This is a genomic window from Thermococcus argininiproducens, assembly GCF_023746595.1.
Lineage (GTDB): Archaea > Methanobacteriota_B > Thermococci > Thermococcales > Thermococcaceae > Thermococcus_A > Thermococcus_A argininiproducens.
Genome location: NZ_CP080572.1, coordinates 341,435 through 365,269 on the forward strand (window position 1 = coordinate 341,435; position 23,835 = coordinate 365,269).

Below are 23,835 nucleotides of genomic sequence, written 5' to 3' on the forward strand. Positions count from 1 at the left end.
GAGGAAAAATGAGAGAAGAAGAGATAATTAAAATGCTACAGAAACTTGGTTTAACAAAATATGAAAGCCTAGCCTATATAACCCTCCTAAAACTTGGTACGAGTAAAGCTACAGACCTTACAAAAGAAAGTGGGATTCCCCACACTAGAATATACGACGTTCTCAGTTCCCTTCATAGAAAAGGATTCGTCGATATAATGCATGGTACTCCAAGGATGTATAAACCAGTAAACCCAGAACTTGTTTTTGAAAAATTAAAAGAAGAAATAATAAACGATATTGGAGTTATAAAGGACGCCCTTCTGGAGTTATATAAATCCGTTCACGGAGAGGATATTCCAGAAATTTGGACAATCCATGGATTTGAAAACACTCTCGAAAGGGCAGAATACATAGTGAGGAGTGCTAGAAGAGAGGTGCTAATAAACACTCCATTTGAGTTCCTCACACTACTCAAGGATGAGATTAGAAAGAGAAAAGACATAATCTTCGTCATTGTAAGTAACTTTGATGAAATTCCAGACTGGTTAAATAGAGAGAATATCATTCTAGCTAAAAGTGGAGGAGCACCTTGGCTAATGGCAACTTGGGTTATTGGAGATATTGAGTATGCTCTTTTCTTTGGAGCCCTTCCAAAGGATCGGAGAAGAGAAAAGTTTTACTCCTTCTGGGGGAAGTCTCCAAAATTAATCCAAAACTACATGCACTGGTTTTATACAATGTACTTTGATAACAGTGAAGTCGTGAAACCTGTTGATTATGAAAAACTCAAAAAACCCTTTGAAGTCGCGAATATAAGAACTCTCATAACCATTCTTAATCAAACAAAACTACCTAAAGCCATGGAAATTATTGGTCATTTCGTTGATACCCGGGAAGAGGCAACTATCAAAGGCAAAGTAACAGAGTATGAATACACCTCCCTAACCGCCAATATAACCCTTATAGATGAGAATGGAAAAGCATGGAAAATTGGAGGATTAGGAAGTTATTTTGAGGATATAGAAGGAGAAAAGTTCATCCTCCTTGAATAACATCTCACAAAACTAAGAAATAGGAGGTCAGTATTATGAGAATACTAATATTAGGATTTGAGTATTTGCCAGTAAAAGTCGGAGGGCTGGCAGAAGCTATAACAAGCATTGCTGAAACCTTAGCAAAACTTGGTAATGAAGTTTGGGTGTTTACACCTTCCCACGGACATATAGAAGGTGAGATGATACTAAAATTCGAGATTGCAATTTATAATGGGAAAGAGAAGATACAAGTATATGAGAGACTCCAAAATGGAGTCAGAGTATTTGCTATAAGCAGTCCACTCCTAGATAACAAAGATGTTTACGGGCCAGGATGGGAGGGAATGCTAGGTAAAGCAATACAATTCGGAAAGGCCACAGTTGGACTTTTAAATTTCCTCATAGAGAGGGAAGGAAAGCCAGATGTCCTACATTTCCATGACTGGCACACTGTCTTTGCAGGTGCTTTAATTAAGAAATATTTCCAACTTCCGGCAGTTTTTACAATTCACCGATTAAACAAATCCAAAGTCCCGGCATATTACTTCCACGAGGCCCACTTAGGAGAACTCGCACCATATCCTGATATAGATCCTGAATATGTAGGAGCATACATAGCAGATTTAGTTACGACAGTGAGCAGAACTTATTTATGGGAAGAATGGGAGTTTTATAAGAACTTTGAGGGAAAAGCAACATATGTCTATAATGGCATAGCCTGTGATTTTTGGAATGAAGAATTATTAGAAAATAAAGCTCTTCCAAGGGAAGAAAGAAGGAGAAAGATCCTGGAGAGCCTGGGCTTAAGCGACGGTATTACATTTATGTTCATTGGTAGATTTGACAGAGGCCAGAAAGGTGTCGATACCCTTCTAAAAGCAATTGAAACTATCGCACATGAACATCCAAGTGAGTTCTCAAAAATGCGCTTTCTTATAATAGGAAAAGGTGATCCAGAGCTTGAAAGTTGGGCTCATGCTTTGGGAACTAAGTACCCAGAAAATATCAAAGTAATAACTGAGATGCTAAAGAGAGAATTTACAAGAGAGCTTTATGGTAGTGTTGACTTTATAATTGTTCCATCGTACTTTGAACCCTTTGGGCTTGTACAAATGGAGGCGATGTGCTTAGGGGCAATTCCTATAGGTTCGGCCGTTGGGGGAATAAAAGACACAATAATAAGTCTAGATGAAGATACAGAAAACGCTACTGGATTGCTAGTCCCACCAAGAGATCCTAATGCACTTGCACAGGCTATTTTAAGAATGAGCAAGCTAAAAGAAGAGAACTCAGTGGTCCTCGAAAAAATGCGCCAAAATGGCAAAAAACGCTCAAAAGATGTTTTTACATGGGAAAACGCTTGTAAGAGATACCTAAGAGCATATAAAAACAATATAGACAAAGCAGTAGAATTTCTAAGATAATTTTGTTTCCTCTATAATTTTTGAGGTGGTATTATGCAATGTCCATTTTGCAATCCATCACGAGAAGTGTTACTCTATGAAGATGAAAGGATTAGAATCCTTATTGACTCATATCCAGCAAGCAGAGGGCACTTGCTTGTAGTCCCCATAAAACATGTAGAACGGATAGAGGAATTAGAAGAGGATGAAAAACTTGCTCTTTTAAACGGCATTGAAATCTCGATTAAAAAACTTAAAGAAGCTTTAAAACCGGATGGATTTAACATAGGGATAAATCTTGGAGAAGCTGCAGGACAGACAGTTTCTCATCTCCATATACACGTTATTCCTCGATATAAGGGAGATAGCACCTTTCCCAGAGGAGGCATACGAAAGGCTGTTCTTAATGTTGAGGACGAAAACTTAAGTCTTAAGGAAAAATGGATAAAGAACAGACTAAAAGAAGACGAAAAGAAGAAACTGGTGGAATTATTCCGCAATATCTAAAAGCTCAGCCTTTTGAAATTCTAGGATTTTCTTTGGACTGAGCTTACTTAATCTATCTATCCTCCCTCCCCCTCCAATTACAAATTCTTTCCCAAGAACTTTCTCATCCATTATTGTTCTTATGGGAACTCCTACTGGTGGAACTTCACCAACTTTATATCCCGTAATCATCTCGACTTCTTTGGCTTTTGCCATTCTAACGTTCCCAAAGACCTTTTTCAATTTTTCAATGCTTGCCTTTGATTTTCCATCCACTATAACAAGGATAGGTTCACTTTCATTTACTATAAAAACCAGAGATTTAATTATCTGATCTGGTTGAACACCAAGAAGTTTCACAACTTGCTTTACACTCTTAACCTCTCCTTTCGGTTCTATTATCTCCCCTCCAAGCTCTTTAACTATTTCTTCAATTCTTATTTCTTTTACAGGATATTTTTCTTCATTCTTCTTCAACTTTTCTTCTACTGCCTTATCTAGATCTATTCCCAGTTCATGAGCTAAGATAACAAGGTAGATTATTATATCCGCCATCTCCTCTTCAATCTTTTCCTGTACTTCCTTATTTTGGATCTTTTCAAAGATTTCATCGTTCGTTTCCCACTGGAAATGCTCCAAAAGTTCCCCAAGTTCGATTGCTAATGAGATTGCAAGGTTCTTTGGGGTATGATATTTTCTCCAGAGTCTTTCATCCCTGAACTTAATTACTTTTTCTTCAATTCCCTTAAAATTCATGTATCCTCATCTCCCGCATAACCTTCAAGTATTCTAGAAGCTCTTTCAATTCTTCTTTTGAGAATTTCTCCTCCACGTCCTCATCCGCGCTAAAAGTCAATAGATACTCCCTTATTTTATTCAACTTTTCAAGTTCATCTTCCAGTTCAAGAGACCTTTTAGTGAACTCCCATGAAGTGTGTGGACTCTCAAAAATTCTCTGCTTACTACTTACTATTGCTATCTTTACATTTGCTATTGCGTCATCAACCAGTTTGATCAACTCTTCTATTTTCATTTTTCACACCGTCAAGAGTTAACAGACAAATTATTTAAAGTTTAATTTAGGAAAATAAAATGAGGTGGGTCGAATGGACCTCGACCTATTTATGGAAAAGTATGGATTCAAAATTCTTCTTCCATTAGTCTTCGGAGTGCCTGCTATCATGATAGGAGCATTTCTCATAGCCCCTGCACTCCCAGATCTCTTCAGAGGAGAGTACTCCGAAGCATTGCAAATCATTGCATTCATTCTACTCTTTGCAGTAGTCCTCGGTGGAATTGCCCACAAATCAAGAGTCTTCGCGGGTGGAATCTTTGGCAGATATTGGTACAAATGGAAAAGGTGAGGAAAATGGATTTTGACATTTTCATGGAGCGATACGGGTTTAAAATTTTGATGGTATTCATAACAGTGATAGCATTGATAGTCCCTCTGCATTATCTCTTCTTTTATCTTATAGCTATCAAAAAAGAAGAGCTAGCATATGCAATATTAGTAATAGGGTTCTCTCTCGCATTTGCACTAGTTCTCAGAAGTACAAAAGGAATAATTACCGAGTACAAAAAGTCCCATAGAAAAGTTCATGGAGAGAGTTTGTATAAAATTGTTCAGAAAAAGACGAGGAGGTGAGAATTTTGGATCTTGATCTCTTCATGGAACGGTATGGATTCAAAATCCTTCTTGGAATAATGGCCCTTGTAATACTCGGCCTTTTTGTAGTGCCCCTATTGGGAATGGTAGAACTCATAAAGAGATTTGGCCTCGAGATAGGACTCTTCATGATCATAATAGCCGCTCTCTATGGTTTTATCGTTTGGAGAAGAACTTCCGAAGCTTATGCAGAGGCCCATGGAAAGTATTTCTATGACGATAAATGGTATAAAAGAAAATGAAATTACTCTCCACTTGGATATACAATTGCATCAAAAGGACACAACTGTTCACAAAGTCCACAACCAGTGCATATAAGCGAATCAATTCTCATTTTGCCGCTTTCACTATCAAAGACCAATGCAGGACATCCTGTTAACAAAGCACACGCTTTACATCCAGTACACTTGCTTTCAATAACCACGGGAATTTTCCCGACTTCACCTCTCCTTATAACTGGGATTATGCACTCTCTCTTTGCTATGATAACCGCTGGCCCTTTGGTCTGCATCGCTTCTCTTATAGCTTCCTTTGTAGCTTTGAGGTCATAGGGATCAACTGTCTTCACATACTTAACTCCTAATGCCTTCACAAGAGACTCAATATTTATTTCATTGAATTTCCTACCGGTTTCACTTCCCCCAGTTCCAGGATGTGGTTGATGTCCAGTCATTGCCGTTGTTCTATTATCAAGAATCATGATAAGAACATCAAGATCCTTGTAAACAGCATCTACAAGTGGCTGTAATCCATTGTGGAAGAATGTAGAATCTCCTATTGTTGCTATTATTTTCTTCCCCATTGCTATACTCTGACCGTTTGCTAAGCTTATACTCGCCCCCATTACATATTCAGTCCATATCACTTCTAACGGGGGAAGAAGTGATAGAGCATAGCATCCTATATCTCCGTGGACTGGGAGTTCATCCTTTTTGAATTTTAACTGCCTAAGGGCATCAAGCAAAGCCCTATAAGAGCCTCTATGTGGACAACCTGGACACATGGTTGGTGGTCTTGAAGGAGCTAATTTCTCAGCTTCTTCCACCTCTTTAGACTTCACGTACTCTTCCCCTTCATTACCAAGAATCTTTAAGAGGGCATTTCTTACAATTCTTGGAGTCAGCTCCCCTTCAAGAGGTAAATGTCCAGTTCTCTTCCCATAAATTGGGATCAATATTCCCTCGTCATAAGCAGCGATTTTGACTTCTTCCTCTAAAAAAGGAGCTCCATCTTCAATCACTATAGCCTTCTTGACGCTTCTTAAGAACTCCACTACAAGTTTTCTGGGTAGGGGATGAGGAGTTGAAAGTTTCAAGATCTTAAAGTTCTCTCCCATCTTTGAGGTGACTTCTTTAACATAGTTATAGGGTGCTCCTTCAGTTATGATTCCTATCTCTCCCTCTCCTTCGATCCAATTAAATGGAATACTCTCAAATTCAAGTTCAATCTCCTTTAATATTTGATTAAGCCATCTATGTCTCTCAAGATTGCCTTTCATTGAAGCTCTCACGTATCTCTGAATGTCTTTTTTAAATTTAGGCTCTCTATTAAGGTTAATAAAGTCGCCAACTTCAACATCTGCAGTGGTATGATTAACCCTAGTAGTTGTCCTGAAAATAACTGGGACTTTGTACTTCTCACTAAGCTCATAAGCGTATTTTACCAGATCATGCGCTTCTTGAACATCTGCAGGCTCCAATACTGGCAATAAAGCAATCTTACCGTAATACCTGTCATCTTGTTCTGTTTGGGATGTGTGAGGACCAGGATCATCCGCAACTAAAATAACTAATCCTCCTTCAACCCCAGAATAGGCCAAGCTCATTAAAGGATCAGCTGCAACATTAAGTCCAACACATTTCATAGTCACAAGGGTCCTAAGGCCAGTATACGCAACACCCGCAGCCTCTTCAAGTGCAACCTTTTCATTAGGTGCCCATTCTGCAAAAACTTCTGGGTTTAACCTAGCTATTGTTTCAATAACCTCAGTAGATGGTGTTCCTGGATAACCAGTAGCAAATGAAATACCACTCTCTAAAGCTCCATACGCAATCGCCTCATTCCCCATGAGAAGTTTTTTATTTGAAACTTTAGGGACAGCAACCGAGGACTGTGAATTCGCTATTTCCATAGACACCACCAAAGCTTTTTCAATTTAGGCCTATAAAACTTATAGTTCGGAAAAAAGATTTAAAAATCGAAAATTTTTAGACTCTTATCTCAAATACCATAAAAGTCCTGGCTATTGGGTTGGGGTAAACCTGCCACCCAAAATCTTTCTTCTCAATAAGCAATTCGCCATAAAGTCCGCCCTCTCGAGGGTCTAAACTCTCTCCAAAGATCCTATCGTCTTTTACTTCAACCTTCATATATCGTGGAAGGCCTATTCTAATAAAACCTTTCTCTAGACCATGTTCAATTCCCCATTTGACTGAATAGAGACCCGCATAGATCTCAGCTATTCTCACAGCCACACTTTCCTTTCCAATAGCAATCACTTCTATTCCTGTTTCTTCCCAGAATTTCTTCGCTAACGGCTGTAGATCTTTGCGTAAGCTGTGCCATATTGCCTTTCCTCTATCTGAGATTCTCAAAGCATCGATTGTAGGATCATCAAGCTTCCTAATCTCTATTCCCCCAAGAGTTGAGTCTAAGTGGACTACATCAGGTTTAACTTTCTTTGCAAGTTTTAAAGCTAAAAAAGCTTCATCTTTTAGTGCCTGTCGCCCACTTAAATCATAATCAAAGGGATTTGAATACCTCACAATACTTATTTTAGCTGTTCTGTATGGTTTTTCCACGAGAACGGCAGCAGTTGCTATAAGACCAATTGGATTATAGTTCTCATCAAGTACTGCTCCTCCAGTATCAGCAGCCACTATCCTCATAATCATCACTCTTAGGCTCTAAATGGGCAGCCTTAATCAACAATACTCCCGAAGAAGTATACGGATCCCATATCTTTTCAACTTCATCAAATACAATCCTCGCTCTAAAAAATGGAGCATCCCTAACAAACGTTTCAAACTCACCGCCCTCTCCAGCTATATGCACTTTATACTTTTTATTGAGCGCTTTTAATTCCTGGATGGCCCTTTCATCTATTTTTCTCCCAAGCCACTGCTCATTTAGGCCATATGCTGACACCCCAACTACTACCACATCAAAACCTGCCTTAATAATTTCTCTCATATACTCCTCTGGATCAGCTTGCCAGAAGGGAGCAAACACTTCTAATCCCAGTTCTTTTGCCACCTTTTCCACTCTCTCCCTTTGATATGTACTGGCTAACGCCCCAGCAACCACACCATCTATCTTCAATCCTTCTAATACATTCTTAAGATCCTCCACTTCTTTTTCTTTTTCCCCTTTTGTAAAGCCTTTTACAAGGGGGATCCCAATCGCCCTGGCCTGTAACTCGGTTAAGTGAATGTTTGGCACATGATACATATAACTCTCCTCACTTTCAGAATGCATACTCACAAGATATTTAACATCAAATCCTTGCTTTAATGCCCAGTAGAGAGCATATGTAGAGTCCTTTCCTCCAGAAAAAAGTACTGCAACTCTCATCTTCTATTCCCTCTTCATGTTTTTAACCTAATTAGGGTAGCACTTTAAAAAATTTTGGAAAACTAGAGAAGAAATTCTAAGGCTTTCTCAGTCTTCTTGTCAAAAAGAATAACCCTGCCCTCATTTGGAATTATAGTCACTTTCTCCCCAAATTTGAAGTGTTCTCCCTCTGGAGCAAAAACCTTCACAAAAACTTCACCATCTACTGCCACAGTGACTATTTGTTCTCTTCCAAGGGGTTCAAAGGAATAAACCTCTCCTTTAATGCCTTTCCCTTCTCCCTTAACAATCTCTGCATCATGAGGTCTGAATCCAAAGAGTGCTTCACTAATATTTAGTTTTTTGACGATCTCTCTATATTGTTGTGGTACTGGAATTATGCTCTGATAGATGTAGAGATTCCCTTCCTTTATTTCAGCTTCAACGAAGTTCATTGGTGGACTACCTAAGAATCCAGCTACAAACTTATATGCTGGTTTATAATACACCTCGTCTGGGTCCCCCACTTGAAGTATCTTTCCTTCCTTGATTATGGCAATCCTATCTGCCATTGCTAGGGCCTCTGCCTGATCATGAGTTACATAAACTGCAGTAATACCAAGCTCTTTTTGAAGTCTTTTAAGTTCCGCTCTGACCTCCAATCTAAGCAGGGCATCTAGATTGCTTAGCGGTTCATCCAGTAGTAAAACATCTGGCTCTTTAACTAGGGCCCTCGCTATTGCTACTCTTTGCTGCTGACCACCACTAAGTTGCCAAGGATATCTATCTAAAAGACGCTCAATATGCAACATTTTAGAAACTTCTCTAACCTTCTTTTCTATTTCCCCTTTTGGAGCTTTTTTAAGTTCAAGAGGGAAAGCTATATTCTTGAATACCTTCATATGGGGATAGAGAGCCCAATTTTGAAATACCAAACCTACATTTCTGTCTTTTGGAGGGATTTCTGTAACGTCCCTATCATCAAAGTATATCCTTCCAGCCGTTGGTCGATATATCCCTGCTATCGTATATAATAGGGTAGATTTTCCACTCCCTGATGGTCCTAATAATGCCATAAACTCTTTATCTTCTATTTTCAAATTGATTCTATCCAACGCCGTGAAATCCCCAAATTTTTTTGTAATCCCTTCCAATGTTATCATAACCATCTCCATCACCCTTTGATTCCTCCTGAATAACCTTGGAGGAGCAATTGTTGGGCCGTTAGGAAAAAGATTATAGTAGGTAAAAGATATAGCGTTCCAGCGGCTGCTATGAGAGGCATGTGTGAGTACTCTGCCTCAATGTTGGCCTCAATAAACGTTGCAAGAGTTTGGTCTATTAAAAATGTTCTTACATAGATCAAATCTTGCCAACCAGCTAAAAATCCAAACAAAGCTACCGCCAATATACCTGGTTTTATTAAGGGTAGCATTATCTTCCACCACACTTTGATCCTAGAGGCCCCATCTATTATTCCAGACCATTCAAACTCCCAGGGAATTGTATCGAAGAAACCTTTCATTAACCATACAGACATTGGAATTTCTAGAGCTGCTCTTGCAAGTACTACATAGAAAAATGAATAAATTCGAACCAGAGACGGATCTTGAGGAAAAGTCAGACGATAGAAAAGATAAACTCCTACAATCAATGCAACTCCTGGAAAAGCATGAAGTACAAGAAGAAGAAGCATCATTGCTTTTCTCCCTCTAAATTTCATTCTCGAGAGGGAATAACCAGCAAGTGTACTAATCAAGGTAACTATACCAGAAACTCCAAGAGCAACTACTAGAGTATTAAATGTTATTTTTAATATATTCTGACGTATACCTCCTGTTATGGCCAATTTCCCTTGAAAGACATTTACCCAATTTTCAATAGTAGGCCGAAAAGACTCTAGACTTAGATTAGTTATCATATCCTTGCTAAAGCTCGATAGAACCAGCAGAGCAAATCCTAATATAAGAGGGAGACTTGCAAAGATGATGACTGCTATTATCAGCCATTCATATCTCTTGGGCCTAGTTTCCACATCCCTCATTCTACATCACCCCTCGGCTCATGAATCATCCTTTCAAATTGGAGTACTTTTAGAGTAACATAACCGCCCATGATGCCAATTATGGATAATAAAACTGCTGCCGCTGCTGCCAAACCCTGGTCTTGTTCTCCACGTCCAAAAGCAGTGTTAAAGACATACAAAGCAAGTGTTGTTCCATAATCCCTATTCACTAAATCCCATTCAACTAGCAGGAAAAGGTGAGGATAAGTAGTGAGTAAGCTAAGGAACTGCCAGGTAAGGACGTAAAGAAAGTGCCATTTTAGCATGGGGATTAAAATTTTCCTTGAAATCTGCCATGCAGAAGCCCCATCTACCCTAGCCGCTATCACGAGTTCTCTAGGTATCTGATTTAACGCGGACGTAAAGACTATCATGCCAAAACTAACCCCTACAAGCCCATTAACAAAGATAATAATGCTCCACACTCCCCAAGGAGTTATTTGACCCCAGGGAATTGGCTCAGAGACAACACCCAACTTAAGCAAAATAGAATTCAATGTCCCGATATCACTCCCATGGAAGAAGTAGTACCACACTAAACTATAAACAGCTATTGGGGACATCCTGGGAAGTAGCCAGAGAAGCCTAATACTTGAAGCAGAACTCTCATTTATAAAGAACGTTCCTAATGCTAAAAGAAGTCCTCCAAAAACATTTATGAGGAGCGTTATCCCCACGAAAACAACAGTAGTTAGAAGAATCGCCCTAATCATAGGATCATGCTGAAACATGTGAAAGAGCCTTTGATAGTTATAAAGACCAACAATCTCACTCAAATACTTCTCCGTATTCCAGTTCCTCATTTTCGTGAAGCTTATATAAACAGTGAATACAAGGGGGATTAAATAGAATATGCCCACCATTGCTATCATCGGAGAAAGAAAAAAGGAAAGACTTCGAAGCTTTTCTCCCTTCATAAAGCTTCACCTCATGGGAATTGCCAGTCTTTTGGAATTTCTCCAATAACCTCTACGTTCTCGGCAAGCTCTGGGTCTGCATTTACTTTCTGGATTATATAATCAACACCTTCTTCTGGAGTCATTTCTCCTCTTAGTACCTTATCTAAAGCCTCTTTGAATATATCGGCCAATGCAGGATATTTTGGATGAGCTGGAGCGAACTTTGTATATTCTAGCATATAGCTCACGTCAGCAAGGAACTTGGCATTTATTGGATGCACTGTAGTTGCAACTATATCTTTCAGATTATCTTTCACTTCTTGATCCAAGTCTAGATTAAGACTCTTTAAGTCGTTAAGCCACTTTTCATCGCTAATAAGCTTCGCAGCAGCTTTTCTAACAGGCAAATGAGCACTTATTACACTGTGTATTGCATTTATATCCGGGTCACTTGCCTTTATTATCATTAAGAAAGCAAGCTCATGATATATTTCCTCCAGTTCTTCATATTTTGGATTTTGTTGACCTGCTTTGGAGTTTATCATCCATACAAAGGGTTGGCTCAGAGTCACTGGTTGTAGTCCTTTTTCACCAGCAGGGAATAATGTATAAGCAAACCATTTCTGGACTTCGTCGGGCTTTATAGGTCTTGGAGTCCCTTCTTTTCCATAGTAATCCTTCGTTTGCCACTCTGTCCAATACCATGTTCCACCAATGTCAAAGAGTGTCCTCCCTTCAACAATCGTAGGATGGATCTGTTTCGCCCAGTCCCAACTCATTATATCCTCTGGAAGAAGACCATCCTGAGCAAATTTCCACTCAACATAAAACCATTTGTAAATTGCAGGAACATCAACAACAAGCTTCTTAGACTCTTCATTGTAGAGCTTTCCACCAAAGGCGAAGATGAATTGAATTAAGTCTGGATGAGCAGAGCCTTTTCTGTGTATAAGACCCCATTCTGCCACTCCATTTCCTTTTGCTTTCTTTGCCCACTGATAAACGTCGCTCCATGTGAATTCTCCATTTTTAACCTTCTCTTCAATTCCCTCTAAATTGAAACCAATCTTTGCAGCTACGTCTCTCCTTATGTAAAGAGGTCTTGCCTCTGTATCTTGAGGCAACCCATATAGCTTTCCATCAAACTTAGAAGCCTCGATAAGGGATGGGTAGAAGTCTTCTATTACACTCTTGTATGCGTTGGCGTATTCTGTTATATCAAGAATGTAGCCTTCATCTGCTAGGGTTGGTAAGAATGCGTAGGAATTTACAAAGAAGTCTCCAGCCTGACCAAGAGGTTGCTTGCTAAGATACTCTTGATAAGCATCTTGAAAAGCTGCGGCATAATGTTTGTCGGTTATTATTATCTTTACATTAACACCATTCTCTTCCCAGATTTTGTTTATCCTTCTAGCTGCTTCAACAATCCCGTGAACTCTCATGACACTATTGGGGTCTCCAGAGCCCCATGCAGAAAACTTAACTTCGTTTATTCCGTTTTCTTCAAGAACCTTTCCTATAGCTACTGCATCTTTGAGAAAGTCTCCACTCAACTCAACAGTAGTTATTTTTGTCTCAGAAGTCTCTTGGCCACCAATGCACCCACTTGCCATCACTCCAAAAAGAACCACCAATATAACTACTGCTCCAAGTTTCCCTTTCACAACTTCCCACCTCCCGAAAATTTCGGAAGATTCAAAGGCCAAAAAGGCATAATGTTATTATAAGAGGAAGCCCAGTAGCAACTTTACCGAAGACATTTTTGGAAACTAACTCTTATAAACATTTACATAATCCATTTGAAAATTTTTCTCTTTAGAACAAAAGCTCATTTATCAGGCCTTTTTGTATCACTGAAAGTGTTATATACTGAAGATAAAAGATTATAAACCAAAAAATATTTAACGATTATAAAATAACTAGAGAGAGGTGATATGAATGGTGCGTGTGGTGATACTGGGTCAAGGATATGTGGGGAGTATTTTTGCTCTCGGGGTAGAGAGAATAAAAAACGGCGAATTAGGATATTATGGTATCCCTTTGGAAAATGATCTCCCCATAAAAATCGAAGATATTGAAATAGTTGGTAGTTACGATGTGGATAAAGACAAAATTAGAAAATCTCTCTATGAGATAATTGGAAACTATTGGGATGGCCACGTGCCCAAGAACCTAAAAAACATTGTTGTGAGAAAAGGAATTCACTTAAACAGCTTAAGAAATCTACCTTTTGAAGTTGAAGGACTAGAGGATGAGATGTCTCTTAAAGAAGCCGTTGAGACTCTTGTTAATGAATGGAAAAAGCTAGAGGTCGATGTAATAGTAAACGTCTGTACAACAGAAGCATTTGTTCCATTTAAGAACAAGGGAGACCTCATTGCAGCAATTGAAAATGATGATAGAGAGAGGCTAACTGCCACCCAAGTATATGCATATGCTGCAGCTCTTTACGCAAAAGAAACCAATGGTGCGGCTTTTGTAAATGCAATTCCAACCTTAATAGCAAACGACCCTGCTTTTGTAGAACTCGCTAGAGAGAGTAATTTGGTAATATTCGGAGATGATGGAGCAACAGGTGCCACTCCATTTACTGCAGATATTCTGACCCATTTGGCCCAGAGAAACAGATACGTTAAAGATATTGCTCAATTTAATATTGGAGGAAATACAGACTTTCTAGCCCTAACAGACAAAGAGAGAAACAAAAGTAAGGAATTCACAAAGTCTAGCATTGTTAAAGAGCTCCTTGGATATGATGCTCCCCACTACATTAAGCCCACAGGATTTCTGGAACCCTTAGGAGATAGGAAGTTCATTGCAATGCACATTGAATATGTAAGCTTTAATGGAGCAGTTGACGAGCTTATAATAAATGGAAGGATCAACGACAGCCCAGCCTTAGCAGGTCTTCTAGTGGATTTGGTAAGGTTAGGCAAAATTGCCATCGAAAGAAAAGAATTCGGAACAATTTACGAAGTAAACGCTTTTTATATGAAAAACCCTGGACCACAGGAAAAAGGCAACATACCAAGGATCATCGCCCATGAAAAAATGAGAACATGGGCAGGATTAAAACCAAAGTGGCTTTAGCTCTTTTTGATTTTTTCTTTTAGGAGGGCCCTTGCTATTCTAAGGACCTCCTCTGGAGCCTCTCTAAACCCTCCTCCTCTGGCTAAAACCTCACTCCCTCCTCCACTACCACCGACTTCATTGAGGACTTCTTTAAGGAGTTCATTCATTGCAATGTCTTTAACCTCCTTATTTTTTGCAAAAATCAAGTAATTTCTCCCCACTATTAATGCTACTGTATCAGGATTTTTATCTACAAAATAAACTACAAACGCTTGGGCGTCCTTCATAGATGCATCTTCTACAATGGAGACAACTCTTATCCCATTGATATTCTCAGCACTCTGTAGAAGTGCCTTGCTCTTCCATTTCCACGTCTCTCTCCTCAACTTGTCTTTTTCTTCTTCAAGAGTCTCAAGCTCTCTTTTAACTTCAAGTATTCTATTAAAAAGAGGCCTGTTTTTATTTAACATTTCACTTAGGCTTTTCCAATAGTCCTCTAATAGCTTGTCCAGATATATTAAGGCCCTATAACCACAAACAAACTCTATACGCCATATGTTTCTGGCTTTTTTATAAAAGTTAACTATTTTTATAAAACCAACTTCTCCGGTGTTTCTTACGTGTGTACCACCACAGGGAATTAAATCCACTTCATCTATTTTTATAATTCTAATTTTCCCTGTTACCTCTTTTGGAAGGGCCTTTCTAAGAGAACTCCTAATTTCTTCAGGGAGTTCGTCGTACTCGCTAACCTCCACAGGAACATTACTCCAAACAACTTCATTTGCCTCTAACTCAGCAGCAAGAAGGTGCTCCCATGTCAACTCCTCATCAAAGTTTATTTCTATCTTATTATAATCGGGAAAGATTTGAAACCCTGTTGTATCACTATTGTACATCTTCTTTAAAACAGCAGAAAGAATATGTTGGCCGGTATGCTGTCTCATGTTTTCATATCTCCACTCCCAATCAAGTTCAAGCTCTACATTTTCCCCAATTTGGGGGAGCCTGCCCTTGATCCTACCTTCATGCCAAATTTCCTCCTTTCCTTCTACCTTTCTCACATCAATTCTGAATCCTTCTCCTTTTATAATTCCAATATCACCCGGCTGGCCTCCTCCCTCAGGATAGAAGATAGTCCTATCCAATTTTAGTCTAATATTATCTCCATTAACTTCAATTCCCTCTATCTTTGCCACAGCTTCTTTTAAATATGGATCAGCATAAAATAACTTAACTGTCACATCCCTCACCAGAATAAAAATCTCAGTGAAAAGATAAAAAGATAACTAACCTTGAGCTTTAGCTTCAAGAAGAGCCTTAACTCTCTTCAATCTGAAGAAGTTTTCCCTTTCCATTTCGTCCAAGTGCTGGCTGATGTATTTCACAGTATCTTTCATTCTCGGTATGATGATATACTCCAAAGCATTCACTCTTCTTTTAGTCTTCTCTATCTCTTTTGCAAGTCTCTTTAATGTTTCTTCAATTTCTGCAAGGCGTATGGCCAATTCCAAAACCTCTTCAAATTTCTCTGCGGCAACATCTACTTTAGGAGAAGTTGAAACAAATGCATACCCTCTTTCATAAGGATCCCTTCTAAATCCTTCTGCTTCAATAAGAGGCACCGGGACTCCCATGATATTCCTTCTCTTTATATTTATCTCTCTATTAGGTTTAACACTTAGAGCCGTTTCACTTAATCTCACTATTCCCATATCAATTTCAGCCAACCTAAGTTGCTCAAAAGCCTCCGCTATTTTTTGATTAAGTTCTCTCCTCAAAGCTATTGCTTCATCGTAGATAGTAAAGAACTCCATTATAAGAGCATCCTGCTTCTCTTTAAGGATTTTGTGACCCTTTTCTGCAAGTTTTATTCTCCTCTTTAATCTAAGCAATTCCATTCTGGTTGGCTTCACTTTTAGTATTCCTGCCATTCAACTCACCTCAGTAGGAATAAAGAAATTAAGAGGAGTGTCTGTACTTTGGATGATACTTCTCTATGTATTTCCTCTCAACTCTCTTGAGTTCTGACTCTGGTAGTACTGAGAGAAGATCCCATCCAAGGTCTAAAGTCTCAAATATTCCTCTATCCTCATCATATCCCTGCGCAACGAACTCCCTCTCGAACTTATCCGCAAATTGTAGATATTTCCTATCAGTCTCTGAGAGAGCTTCTTCACCAACTACTGCCACAAGATCTCTTAAGCTTCTACCCTCAGCATATGCTGCATAGAGCTGCTGGCTGAGCTGTGAATGTTCTTCCCTAGTCCTTCCTTTTCCTATACCATCCTTCATGAGACGGCTAAGGCTTGGAAGAACATCAATTGGTGGGTAGATACCTTTTCTGTGGAGGTCTCTACTCAGAACGATCTGCCCTTCTGTGATGTAACCTGTAAGGTCTGGTATTGGGTGAGTAATATCATCATCAGGCATCGTTAATATTGGCATTTGAGTTATACTTCCCTTTCTACCTCTCACTCTCCCTGCTCTTTCATAAATTGTAGCTAAATCAGTATACATGTAGCCTGGATAACCTCTTCTTCCGGGAACTTCTTCTCTTGCAGCGGATATTTCTCTCAAAGCCTCTGCGTAGTTTGTCATATCTGTTAAGATCACAAGTACCTGCATGTCATAGTCAAAGGCCAAGTACTCAGCAACTGTAAGGGCCATTCTAGGAGTGATGATACGTTCAATGGCTGGATCATCTGCGAGGTTCAAGAACAATACAGCTCTTTCAATCGCACCAGTCTCTTCAAAACTCTTTTTGAAGAAGTTTGCTTCCTCATAGGTAATACCCATAGCTGCAAACACTACCGCAAACTGCTCTTCTTCTCCCAAAACCTTTGCTTGTCTTGCAATCTGAGCGGCAAGCATGTTGTGAGGCAAACCGCTACCACTGAATATTGGGAGCTTTTGACCTCTAACAAGTGTGTTCATCCCATCTATTGCAGAGATACCCGTTTGAATGAAGTCTCTCGGATATGCTCTTGCTACAGGGTTAAGGGGAGCTCCATGGACATCTCTTCTGTCCTCTGGAATTATCTCCGGTCCACCATCTATTGGCTCTCCTATACCGTTGAATACTCTCCCAAGCATGTCCATTGAAACTGGGACTTTAAGTGTCTCCCCTGTGAATCTTACTCTCGTGGTTTTTACATCTAAATCTCTTGTTCCTTCGAAAACTTGGACGATTGCTAGATCCTCTCTTGCTTCAAGAACTTGTCCCTTCCTCTTCTCTCCACCTTCAACTTCAATCTCTACAACTTCACCATATGCTACTCCTCTAACACCTTGGACAATCATTAAAGGACCGTAAATCTTGCTTATTGTGGAGTACTCCATAGCAGGCATTTTTATCACTCTCCGTATTTCTTAAAGAGTTCTTCAAATTGAGCCCTGGTTTTTTCTATTAGGCCGGCTATCTCCTCAACATTTGGATTGTACTTCATTCTTCCTATCTCTTCCCTAACGGGCAATTTTACAATCTCTTCAACTGGAATTCCTGCATCTACAGCTTCCATAGTGTACTTGTAAAAGTTGAGTATAACTTTCATCATTGTTATTTGCTTCTTCGGTGGGCAATAAGTGTCAACTTCGTGAAAGGCGTCTTGTTGGAGGTAATCCTCCCTAATCATCCTCGCTACGAGAAGAATAGCTTTCTCCCTTTCTGGCAGTGCATCTGGACCAACTATTCTGACTATTTCCTGAAGTTCAGATTCTTTCTGCAAAAGTGCCATTGCCTCGTCTCTCATTAATTTCCATTCTGAATCAACATTATTATGCCACCAATCTTTTATTGAGTCCACATAAAGGGAATAACTTGTGAGCCAGTTTATAGCTGGGAAGTGTCTTCTTCTTGCAAGATCCGCATCTAATGCCCAGAATACTTTAACAACTCTCAATGTGTTCTGCACAACAGGATCGCTTAGGTCACCACCTGGAGGTGATACTGCTCCAATAACACTAACACTTCCAATTCTCTCATCGCTTCCCAAAGTCTTTACTCTACCAGCTCTTTCATAAAACTCTGCTACCTTTGAAGCTAAATAAGCGGGATATCCTTCCTCACCTGGCATTTCCTCAAGTCTTCCAGAAATTTCTCTCAAAGCTTCTGCCCATCTTGAGGTTGAATCTGCCATTAAAGCCACATTATATCCCATGTCTCTAAAGTACTCTGCTATTGTAATTCCGGTATAAATTGAAGCCTCTCTTGCTGCAACAGGCATGTTTGAAGTATTAGCTATGAGCACTGTTCTCTCCATTAATGGTTTTCCTGTTCTCGGGTCCTTAAGCTTGGGGAACTCTTCAAGCACATCTGTCATCTCATTTCCTCTTTCCCCACATCCAATATATACCACAACTTCTGCATCACTCCATTTTGCAAGTTGGTGTTGGGTGACTGTCTTACCTGAGCCAAATGGTCCAGGAATTGCTGCAGTACCACCTTTGGCCTGTGGGAAGAAAGTGTCTATAGTTCTTTGTCCTGTAATAAGTGGAATTTCTGGAGGAAGTTTCTGTTTATAGGGCCTTTTTACACGAACTGGCCATCTCTGATACATTTTTAGCTCTTTAATTTCGCCGTTGGGCATTTTAACTTTTGCAATAACTTCTTCTATTGTGTAATCTCCTTCCTCAGCGATTTCAACGATTTCTCCGTTAACCCTTGGTGGAATCATTATTTTGTGCTCTATAATTCCCGTTTCTGGGACAGTTCCAATTATATCCCCCTCAACTACCTTGTCTCCTACTTTAACGGTTGGTGTAAAATGCCACTTTTTGTCTCTTGGAAGAGCAGGAGCTGTGAGTCCTCTACCTATAAAGTCTCCACTTTGGTCTCTCAATATCTCAAGAGGCCTTTGGATTCCATCATATATTGAAGTGAGCAATCCTGGTCCAAGTTCAACACTCAAAGATGCTCCTGTACCTACAACAGGCTCTCCTGGTCTAATACCAGCAGTTTCTTCATAAACCTGAATAACTGCTTTGTCACCTTCCAGCCTAATGATTTCTCCAATAAGCCCCAATTCACCTACTCTAACTACTTCATACATTCTAGAGCCTTTCATATCATCCGCAACGACTAATGGTCCAGTAACCCTAACTATCTTTCCCATTTCTTTCACCTCTTTATCTCAACACCTATGGCCCGTCTAACAATTTCTCTTAGTTGTTCTTCACCATATAATGACCCATATTTATCAGGAATTTGAAGAATTATAGGGAGTGTAACATCTGGAATCTCAACTTTTTGAGCTAAACGCTCTGTTATAAATATCACACCAATATCTTCTCTTTCTACCAACTCTCTTAGTTTATTTCTCACTCGCTCTATCTCAAGCGGTGCGTCTCCAAAAGAATACGTTTCATGAACTCCTGCAAGTTTGAAGCCAAGTGCTGTGTCCTTGTCACCCAATACTACTATCTTCATAGCTGGTCACCCACAATTCCCTTTATTATTTCTGGCTTTAGCCCATCCTCTATTAATTTAGCAATCGCCTTAAGCTTTCTAATTTCTGATTCTTTTTGAAGGATATAGCTTACGGGGGTAGCTATACTGAGGGGGTAAAATCTTGTAAGTTCTGCCATTTTTTGTTGGATATACTTGTCAAACGCTCTTTCAAAAGCTGATATATCTCCCACAACCTTATCTCGGACATCCTTCAATATTGGGGAGTATTCCGTAGAATCGAGTTCTGCTAGTGCCATTTCAATGTCCTCAACATTTAGTAGAGTTTCAAGTGTTCTCCTGTTCATCCTTCCACCTGGAATAAGAGATTTTCTGATTTTATCCGCGCTTAACCTATGCACTTTTGCCCTTAAGATTGTGATTAGATTTATTTTATCTATTTTCAAGTTCACAAACTCTTCAAGAATCTTTTTCTCCTCCGCCTTCCGAGAAGCAGCATATCCAAGAAGCTTGGAATAGTGTTTTTTATACAATTCAGTTTCAAATTCTTCCGAAGTTATCTCCTTAAGGAGTAGCCTTTGATAAGGTTCTTCATATTCCGTACCCTCAAGGATAACGAGAATTTCTTCTAAGGTCTTTGCCTCTGCCATTGCTTTTACCTTTTCCACCATGGTCCCCAACCCATGGACATAGTCTCTTGCAACTTCTCCTCTTAATTTGGCCTTAACTACTGAAGAAATGTTTCTAATGTCCCACTCTTCAAGAAGAAGTTGGAAGAATACCCTTGTTCTCTTTGGCAAAATTTTCATCATTAATCTGTATGTGTCTGCTAGAGATACTTCTAGAGCCTTGTCAATAGCTTCTGCATTTAAAGAAGTCAAATTTCCTAAATATGGTTTATAATCACTATCTTCTAAATTCATGACAAAGTTGTTAAGTGTTTTTGACTCAGCAAGTTCTCCTAGTTTTTGTTCAGTAAATAACCTCGCTTCCATAGCCTTAATCCTTGCATTAGGGTATGAATAGGGAGTATATTTCCACAATATCTGACCCGTTTTGTATGCTATCCATGTAAAAATCACTGCCAAGCTCGTGTCCAACAGTGCAGTTATAGTTCCTACTTCCACATTCCTCACCCAAATAAGATTTTTGCTATTTTAGCCCTTAACTCAGATTGAAGTCTCTCCATCCTAGCCTCAAAAGTGTTATCTATTCTTACCGTTTTTGTAGAATTTTGTATGATCACACCACCTAGTGTCTCCACAGAGTCCCCAAGTGAGATTTCTACGTCTTTACCAATCTTTTCTTTTACAATCCGTTTTACTTCTTCCAAATGTTTCTCTATCAAAGAAAGTGTCCTCTCATTTGAGGTGAGCAGCACTTTTTCCTCTTCAAGCTCCTGAATTCCATTGAGTATCAGGTCTTTGAGTACTTCTAAATACTCTTCTTCTGGAATTGAAGCTAACCTTTCCTTCATGGAATCTATAACCTCATTAATTAGCTCTTCTTGAAGTGCAAGCTTCCTCCTCCTAACCTCAAGCTTTGCATTTGCTATTATCCTCTGTTTTTCCAGTTCCGCTTGGGTCTGAGCCTTCCTAATGATCCAATCTGCTTTTGCTTTGGCTCTTCTCTCAGCTTCTTTTTTAATCTCCTCTGCTTTATGTTCCGCCTCTTCTAAAATGTATTTTATTTTCTGTTCTGCCTCTCTGTTAATCTCCTCGATAATTAGCTTAGCTCCTTCCATTAGTGACTCCTCCTTGAAATGTTAGGGAGAAGGCTCAGAAGCCAACTCCCGTAATTATGAGGATCAACGCACCGACCAAACCAAAGATAGCCATTGTCTCGGCCATAGCAGCAAAGATAATTGACTGTGTGAATGTCTTGGGGTTCTTTGCAGTAGCTCCAATACCCGCTGATGCAATAATACCCTGTGGAATTGCTGATAATCCTGTTAACCCAACAGTTAAACCAGCGCCCAAAAGTATTGCCGCTTTAATTAAATTATCTATGGTACTTTCAGCAAATCTGAAGGTTCCTCCAAGTATTCCAGAGACTAGAGCTATAAGGAAGAGAGTAATCAACCCATAAATACTCTGGGTCATTGGTAAACCTTGGAGTACCAAGGCGTTTCTAAAGTTCTTTTCATCTTCAGCAACTGCTCCAGCTGCAGCAGCTCCAGCAATACCAACTCCAAATGAAGAGGCAGCTCCAGCAATACCAGCCGCAAGTGCAGCACCCAATGCAACGTAAACTATTGGTTCCATATTCCTACACCTCCTAAATCTCTAATTCAAGTTCGGATACTTCTCTTTTAGCTTTAAACGGCTCAAATTTTTTACCTTCACCTGAATAGAAGGTTCCAAAAAACTCAACATAGTGTAAACGCAAAGCGTGAACAAATGCCCCAAGGGCGTTTATAGCGGTTGAAAATATATGACCCCCAATAAAGACCACGGCCCCTACCGCTATTCCCAATGGTACAGGCCCAACTTTTATCCCCCATATTAATTGAACAATTATGTTTATGACCATTGCTATCCCTGCAGTTGCTAGTGCTAGTGCCATTAAACGTGCATAACTAAGCCAGTTCCCCACAAATCCAAAGAAATTGGAAATTGTCATGAGGAACCTCATTGGTAGTGGCAAATCACTTCTGAATTGGGATATTACGAATAGTATAAATCCAAGTCCAAAAACGACCTCTCCTGCGAGTATGCTCATCACGTTGGCCATTGCTAATGCTAAGAGGGTCACTCCAATGATTATCAGCATCCAAGAGAGCTGGTCGAAGATAGCATCCTTCACTTCCCCATTCCTGAACTTTACTATGAATCCCAGAGTATATCCTATAAACAAGTGAATAAGCCCTATTGCCAGTGCTAACCCTAAAACTGTCAGTGCACCTCTTAATGGATCCAATAATGCTGGAACGTTTATTCCAGCCCTTTGGAGAGCATCCCCAAAATAGCTACCAAAGAGGACCCCCATTGTGATTGTAAAGAAGGCACTCCAGACCAAGATATTTGAAAACTTATAGGTCCCATCATTTAGTTTTTTGTGACCTTTAATCAGCAAAGCTGCCACAGTGGCTATGATCAGCCCATAAAGGAAGTCTGTAAGCATGAAACCAAAGAAGAATGAATATGTAAACGCCAGTATTGGGGTGGGATCTAACTCATTATACTTTGGAACCCCAAACATTTCAGTTAACAGTTCAAATGGCTCTATAAATCCTGGGTTCTTGAGCTTAATCGGTATTTCGTCAAGTTCCTCCTTTGTTGGAGCTTTTGTATTAACATACACCTTTCCGTGAGTTATTTTTTCGATGCCCTCTGTTATATGGGGCACATGTTTCTTAGGCACCCATCCTACAAGTGCAAATGTCATGTTGGTTCTCACCAGATTACCTAGCATGTTTGCTTTCTCTCTTTCATTCTCCATAAGTTCTTGGTAAAATACAAGCTCGTCATGGTACTGTTTTGCAAGGGTTCTAGCCTCTTCTTCAACAGATTCCAGCTCTTGTTTCTTTAACTCCATCTCCTTTCGAAGGTCTTCTATAGCTTCCATTGGTTTACCCTTTACATCCGGCACCTCGAGACGTTCAAAGGAGTATTTTGCAAGGAGTGGGTTAGCTTTATCATAATCTTTTTTCAAGATAGCAAAAACGACCAGATATTTTCCTTTTAATTCCTTTGACACATAGGCAATTCTATTTTGTAGGGTGGTGAGTAGTTCTTTAATTAGAGGATCAAATTTTTCTCTTTCAATAAAACCAACTGCTATCTCTACACTCTTCGTGGGCTTAAGATATTCTATTTCCAAATCAATTGCAGCAAGCAATTCCAAGATTTCTATCTCTGTTTTTATCCTCTCTAGTTCTGTGTTTAGAGAGGTTATTTTAGCCTCGACTTCTTTAATTTTAGGTTCAGCAATTTTTAGAAAAGACTCTATCTCCTTTATCAGCTCTTCTATCCCTCTGTATTTATATCTCTTCTTTGACTTTAATTGTGGAAAAATAAATGCTTTAAGGCCTCCCTGTACCCCTTCCTTATAGTTACCCAAGAAATCGATTAATCTCGAAAGACTTATACTGTAAGATGCTGCTTTTCTGTAAAATTCATTAGGAGCATCTCTTTGAGCCAAACTTATTTCTATTTCCCTGATCTCCAAAACTCCTTCTTCATGAAGGTAAGTAAGAAGGGAATCCTTATAACGGTTTAAACTGAGAATCTCGATCTTCACCATTTCTTCAGGTTTAAACATACA

25 protein-coding genes are annotated in these 23,835 nt (G+C 39.4%); 7 read left to right on the forward strand and 18 right to left on the reverse strand.

Translation table 11 applies throughout. The annotated features are described in order from the left end of the window. Positions 1-8: 8 nt before the first annotated feature. The 3 genes from trmBL1 to K1720_RS01770 are packed head-to-tail and all read left to right on the forward strand — an operon-like array spanning position 9 to position 2,926. A complete protein-coding gene (gene trmBL1, locus K1720_RS01760; protein WP_251949516.1) occupies positions 9-1,034 on the forward strand; it encodes an HTH-type sugar sensing transcriptional regulator TrmBL1 in 1,026 nt (341 codons plus the stop codon). Between the two features lie 35 nt (positions 1,035-1,069). Beyond that, positions 1,070-2,440: a glycogen synthase gene (locus K1720_RS01765; RefSeq protein ID WP_251949517.1), complete on the forward strand. Its 1,371-nt coding sequence runs from the start codon at positions 1,070-1,072 to the stop codon at positions 2,438-2,440. A gap of 33 nt (positions 2,441-2,473) precedes the next feature. Beyond that, the gene (locus tag K1720_RS01770; RefSeq protein WP_251949518.1) at positions 2,474-2,926 is read left to right on the forward strand and encodes an HIT family protein; all 453 of its coding nucleotides are present in this window, start codon (positions 2,474-2,476) and stop codon (positions 2,924-2,926) included. On the opposite strand, the gene K1720_RS01775 is transcribed toward K1720_RS01770, so the two are convergent. Further along, a complete protein-coding gene (locus K1720_RS01775) occupies positions 2,909-3,661 on the reverse strand; it encodes a YbaK/EbsC family protein (protein WP_251949519.1) in 753 nt (250 codons plus the stop codon). The two genes, K1720_RS01770 and K1720_RS01775, sit on opposite strands and share 18 nt — an antisense overlap. Continuing rightward, positions 3,651-3,938 (reverse strand): hypothetical protein, encoded by a 288-nt coding sequence (locus K1720_RS01780; protein WP_251949520.1) that lies wholly within the window; start codon positions 3,936-3,938, stop codon positions 3,651-3,653. The genes K1720_RS01775 and K1720_RS01780 overlap by 11 nt, the downstream gene beginning before the upstream one ends. A 73-nt stretch (positions 3,939-4,011) precedes the next feature. Here K1720_RS01780 and K1720_RS01785 point away from each other — a divergent pair, with 73 nt between their 5' ends. Genes K1720_RS01785 through K1720_RS01795 form a run of 3 tightly spaced genes read left to right on the forward strand, consistent with a single transcriptional unit; the run spans position 4,012 to position 4,816 of the window. Further along, the gene (locus tag K1720_RS01785; protein ID WP_251949521.1) at positions 4,012-4,269 is read left to right on the forward strand and encodes a hypothetical protein; all 258 of its coding nucleotides are present in this window, start codon (positions 4,012-4,014) and stop codon (positions 4,267-4,269) included. A gap of 5 nt (positions 4,270-4,274) precedes the next feature. Further along, the gene (locus K1720_RS01790) at positions 4,275-4,553 is read left to right on the forward strand and encodes a hypothetical protein (protein ID WP_251949522.1); all 279 of its coding nucleotides are present in this window, start codon (positions 4,275-4,277) and stop codon (positions 4,551-4,553) included. After that, positions 4,550-4,816, forward strand: a complete 267-nt coding sequence (locus tag K1720_RS01795; RefSeq protein WP_251949523.1) for a hypothetical protein — start codon at positions 4,550-4,552, stop codon at positions 4,814-4,816. The genes K1720_RS01790 and K1720_RS01795 overlap by 4 nt, the downstream gene beginning before the upstream one ends. A 2-nt stretch (positions 4,817-4,818) precedes the next feature. On the opposite strand, the gene iorA is transcribed toward K1720_RS01795, so the two are convergent. The 7 genes from iorA to K1720_RS01830 all read right to left on the reverse strand — a co-directional run bounded on the left by iorA (position 4,819) and on the right by K1720_RS01830 (position 12,703). Then, on the reverse strand, positions 4,819-6,705 hold the full coding sequence (gene iorA / locus K1720_RS01800) for an indolepyruvate ferredoxin oxidoreductase subunit alpha (RefSeq protein ID WP_251949524.1): 1,887 nt from the start codon (positions 6,703-6,705) through the stop codon (positions 4,819-4,821). 76 nt (positions 6,706-6,781) lie between these two features. Next, a complete protein-coding gene (locus K1720_RS01805; RefSeq protein WP_251949525.1) occupies positions 6,782-7,462 on the reverse strand; it encodes a DUF4152 family protein in 681 nt (226 codons plus the stop codon). After that, positions 7,443-8,147 carry a diphthine--ammonia ligase gene (locus tag K1720_RS01810; RefSeq protein WP_251949526.1) on the reverse strand — a complete coding sequence of 235 codons (705 nt, stop codon included), beginning with the start codon at positions 8,145-8,147 and terminating at the stop codon, positions 7,443-7,445. The genes K1720_RS01805 and K1720_RS01810 overlap by 20 nt, the downstream gene beginning before the upstream one ends. Before the next feature lie 62 nt (positions 8,148-8,209). After that, a complete protein-coding gene (locus tag K1720_RS01815) occupies positions 8,210-9,295 on the reverse strand; it encodes an ABC transporter ATP-binding protein (protein WP_251949527.1) in 1,086 nt (361 codons plus the stop codon). A gap of 5 nt (positions 9,296-9,300) precedes the next feature. Then, positions 9,301-10,170 (reverse strand): carbohydrate ABC transporter permease, encoded by an 870-nt coding sequence (locus tag K1720_RS01820; protein ID WP_251949528.1) that lies wholly within the window; start codon positions 10,168-10,170, stop codon positions 9,301-9,303. Continuing rightward, positions 10,167-11,108 carry a carbohydrate ABC transporter permease gene (locus tag K1720_RS01825; protein WP_251949529.1) on the reverse strand — a complete coding sequence of 314 codons (942 nt, stop codon included), beginning with the start codon at positions 11,106-11,108 and terminating at the stop codon, positions 10,167-10,169. Before K1720_RS01825 ends, K1720_RS01820 begins: the two co-directional genes overlap by 4 nt. An 11-nt stretch (positions 11,109-11,119) precedes the next feature. Continuing rightward, entirely contained in the window at positions 11,120-12,703 is a 1,584-nt protein-coding gene (locus K1720_RS01830) for an ABC transporter substrate-binding protein (protein ID WP_423837323.1), read from the reverse strand. 325 nt (positions 12,704-13,028) lie between these two features. Between K1720_RS01830 and K1720_RS01835 the strand changes: the two genes are divergently transcribed. Next, positions 13,029-14,180 (forward strand): inositol-3-phosphate synthase, encoded by a 1,152-nt coding sequence (locus tag K1720_RS01835; protein ID WP_251949531.1) that lies wholly within the window; start codon positions 13,029-13,031, stop codon positions 14,178-14,180. On the opposite strand, the gene K1720_RS01840 is transcribed toward K1720_RS01835, so the two are convergent. Genes K1720_RS01840 through K1720_RS01880 form a run of 9 tightly spaced genes read right to left on the reverse strand, consistent with a single transcriptional unit; the run spans position 14,177 to position 23,832 of the window. Next, entirely contained in the window at positions 14,177-15,406 is a 1,230-nt protein-coding gene (locus K1720_RS01840; RefSeq protein WP_251949532.1) for an alanyl-tRNA editing protein, read from the reverse strand. The two genes, K1720_RS01835 and K1720_RS01840, sit on opposite strands and share 4 nt — an antisense overlap. A 45-nt stretch (positions 15,407-15,451) precedes the next feature. After that, positions 15,452-16,096, reverse strand: a complete 645-nt coding sequence (locus tag K1720_RS01845) for a V-type ATP synthase subunit D (RefSeq protein ID WP_251949533.1) — start codon at positions 16,094-16,096, stop codon at positions 15,452-15,454. Between the two features lie 28 nt (positions 16,097-16,124). Beyond that, positions 16,125-17,513, reverse strand: coding sequence for an ATP synthase subunit B (locus K1720_RS01850; RefSeq protein WP_167888492.1), 1,389 nt, complete (start codon positions 17,511-17,513; stop codon positions 16,125-16,127). 5 nt (positions 17,514-17,518) lie between these two features. Then, entirely contained in the window at positions 17,519-19,276 is a 1,758-nt protein-coding gene (locus K1720_RS01855) for an ATP synthase subunit A (protein ID WP_251949534.1), read from the reverse strand. Positions 19,277-19,281: 5 nt separating this feature from the next. Beyond that, the gene (locus tag K1720_RS01860; RefSeq protein WP_251949535.1) at positions 19,282-19,590 is read right to left on the reverse strand and encodes a V-type ATP synthase subunit F; all 309 of its coding nucleotides are present in this window, start codon (positions 19,588-19,590) and stop codon (positions 19,282-19,284) included. Continuing rightward, complete coding sequence (locus tag K1720_RS01865; RefSeq protein ID WP_251949536.1) at positions 19,587-20,696, reverse strand: V-type ATP synthase subunit C; 1,110 nt, start codon at positions 20,694-20,696, stop codon at positions 19,587-19,589. Before K1720_RS01865 ends, K1720_RS01860 begins: the two co-directional genes overlap by 4 nt. Positions 20,697-20,701: 5 nt before the next feature. Next, positions 20,702-21,313 carry a V-type ATP synthase subunit E gene (locus K1720_RS01870; RefSeq protein WP_251949537.1) on the reverse strand — a complete coding sequence of 204 codons (612 nt, stop codon included), beginning with the start codon at positions 21,311-21,313 and terminating at the stop codon, positions 20,702-20,704. A 34-nt stretch (positions 21,314-21,347) separates the two neighbouring features. Next, on the reverse strand, positions 21,348-21,833 hold the full coding sequence (locus K1720_RS01875) for a V-type ATP synthase subunit K (protein WP_251949538.1): 486 nt from the start codon (positions 21,831-21,833) through the stop codon (positions 21,348-21,350). A gap of 13 nt (positions 21,834-21,846) precedes the next feature. Beyond that, positions 21,847-23,832 (reverse strand): V-type ATP synthase subunit I, encoded by a 1,986-nt coding sequence (locus tag K1720_RS01880; RefSeq protein WP_251949539.1) that lies wholly within the window; start codon positions 23,830-23,832, stop codon positions 21,847-21,849. Positions 23,833-23,835: the final 3 nt, after the last annotated feature.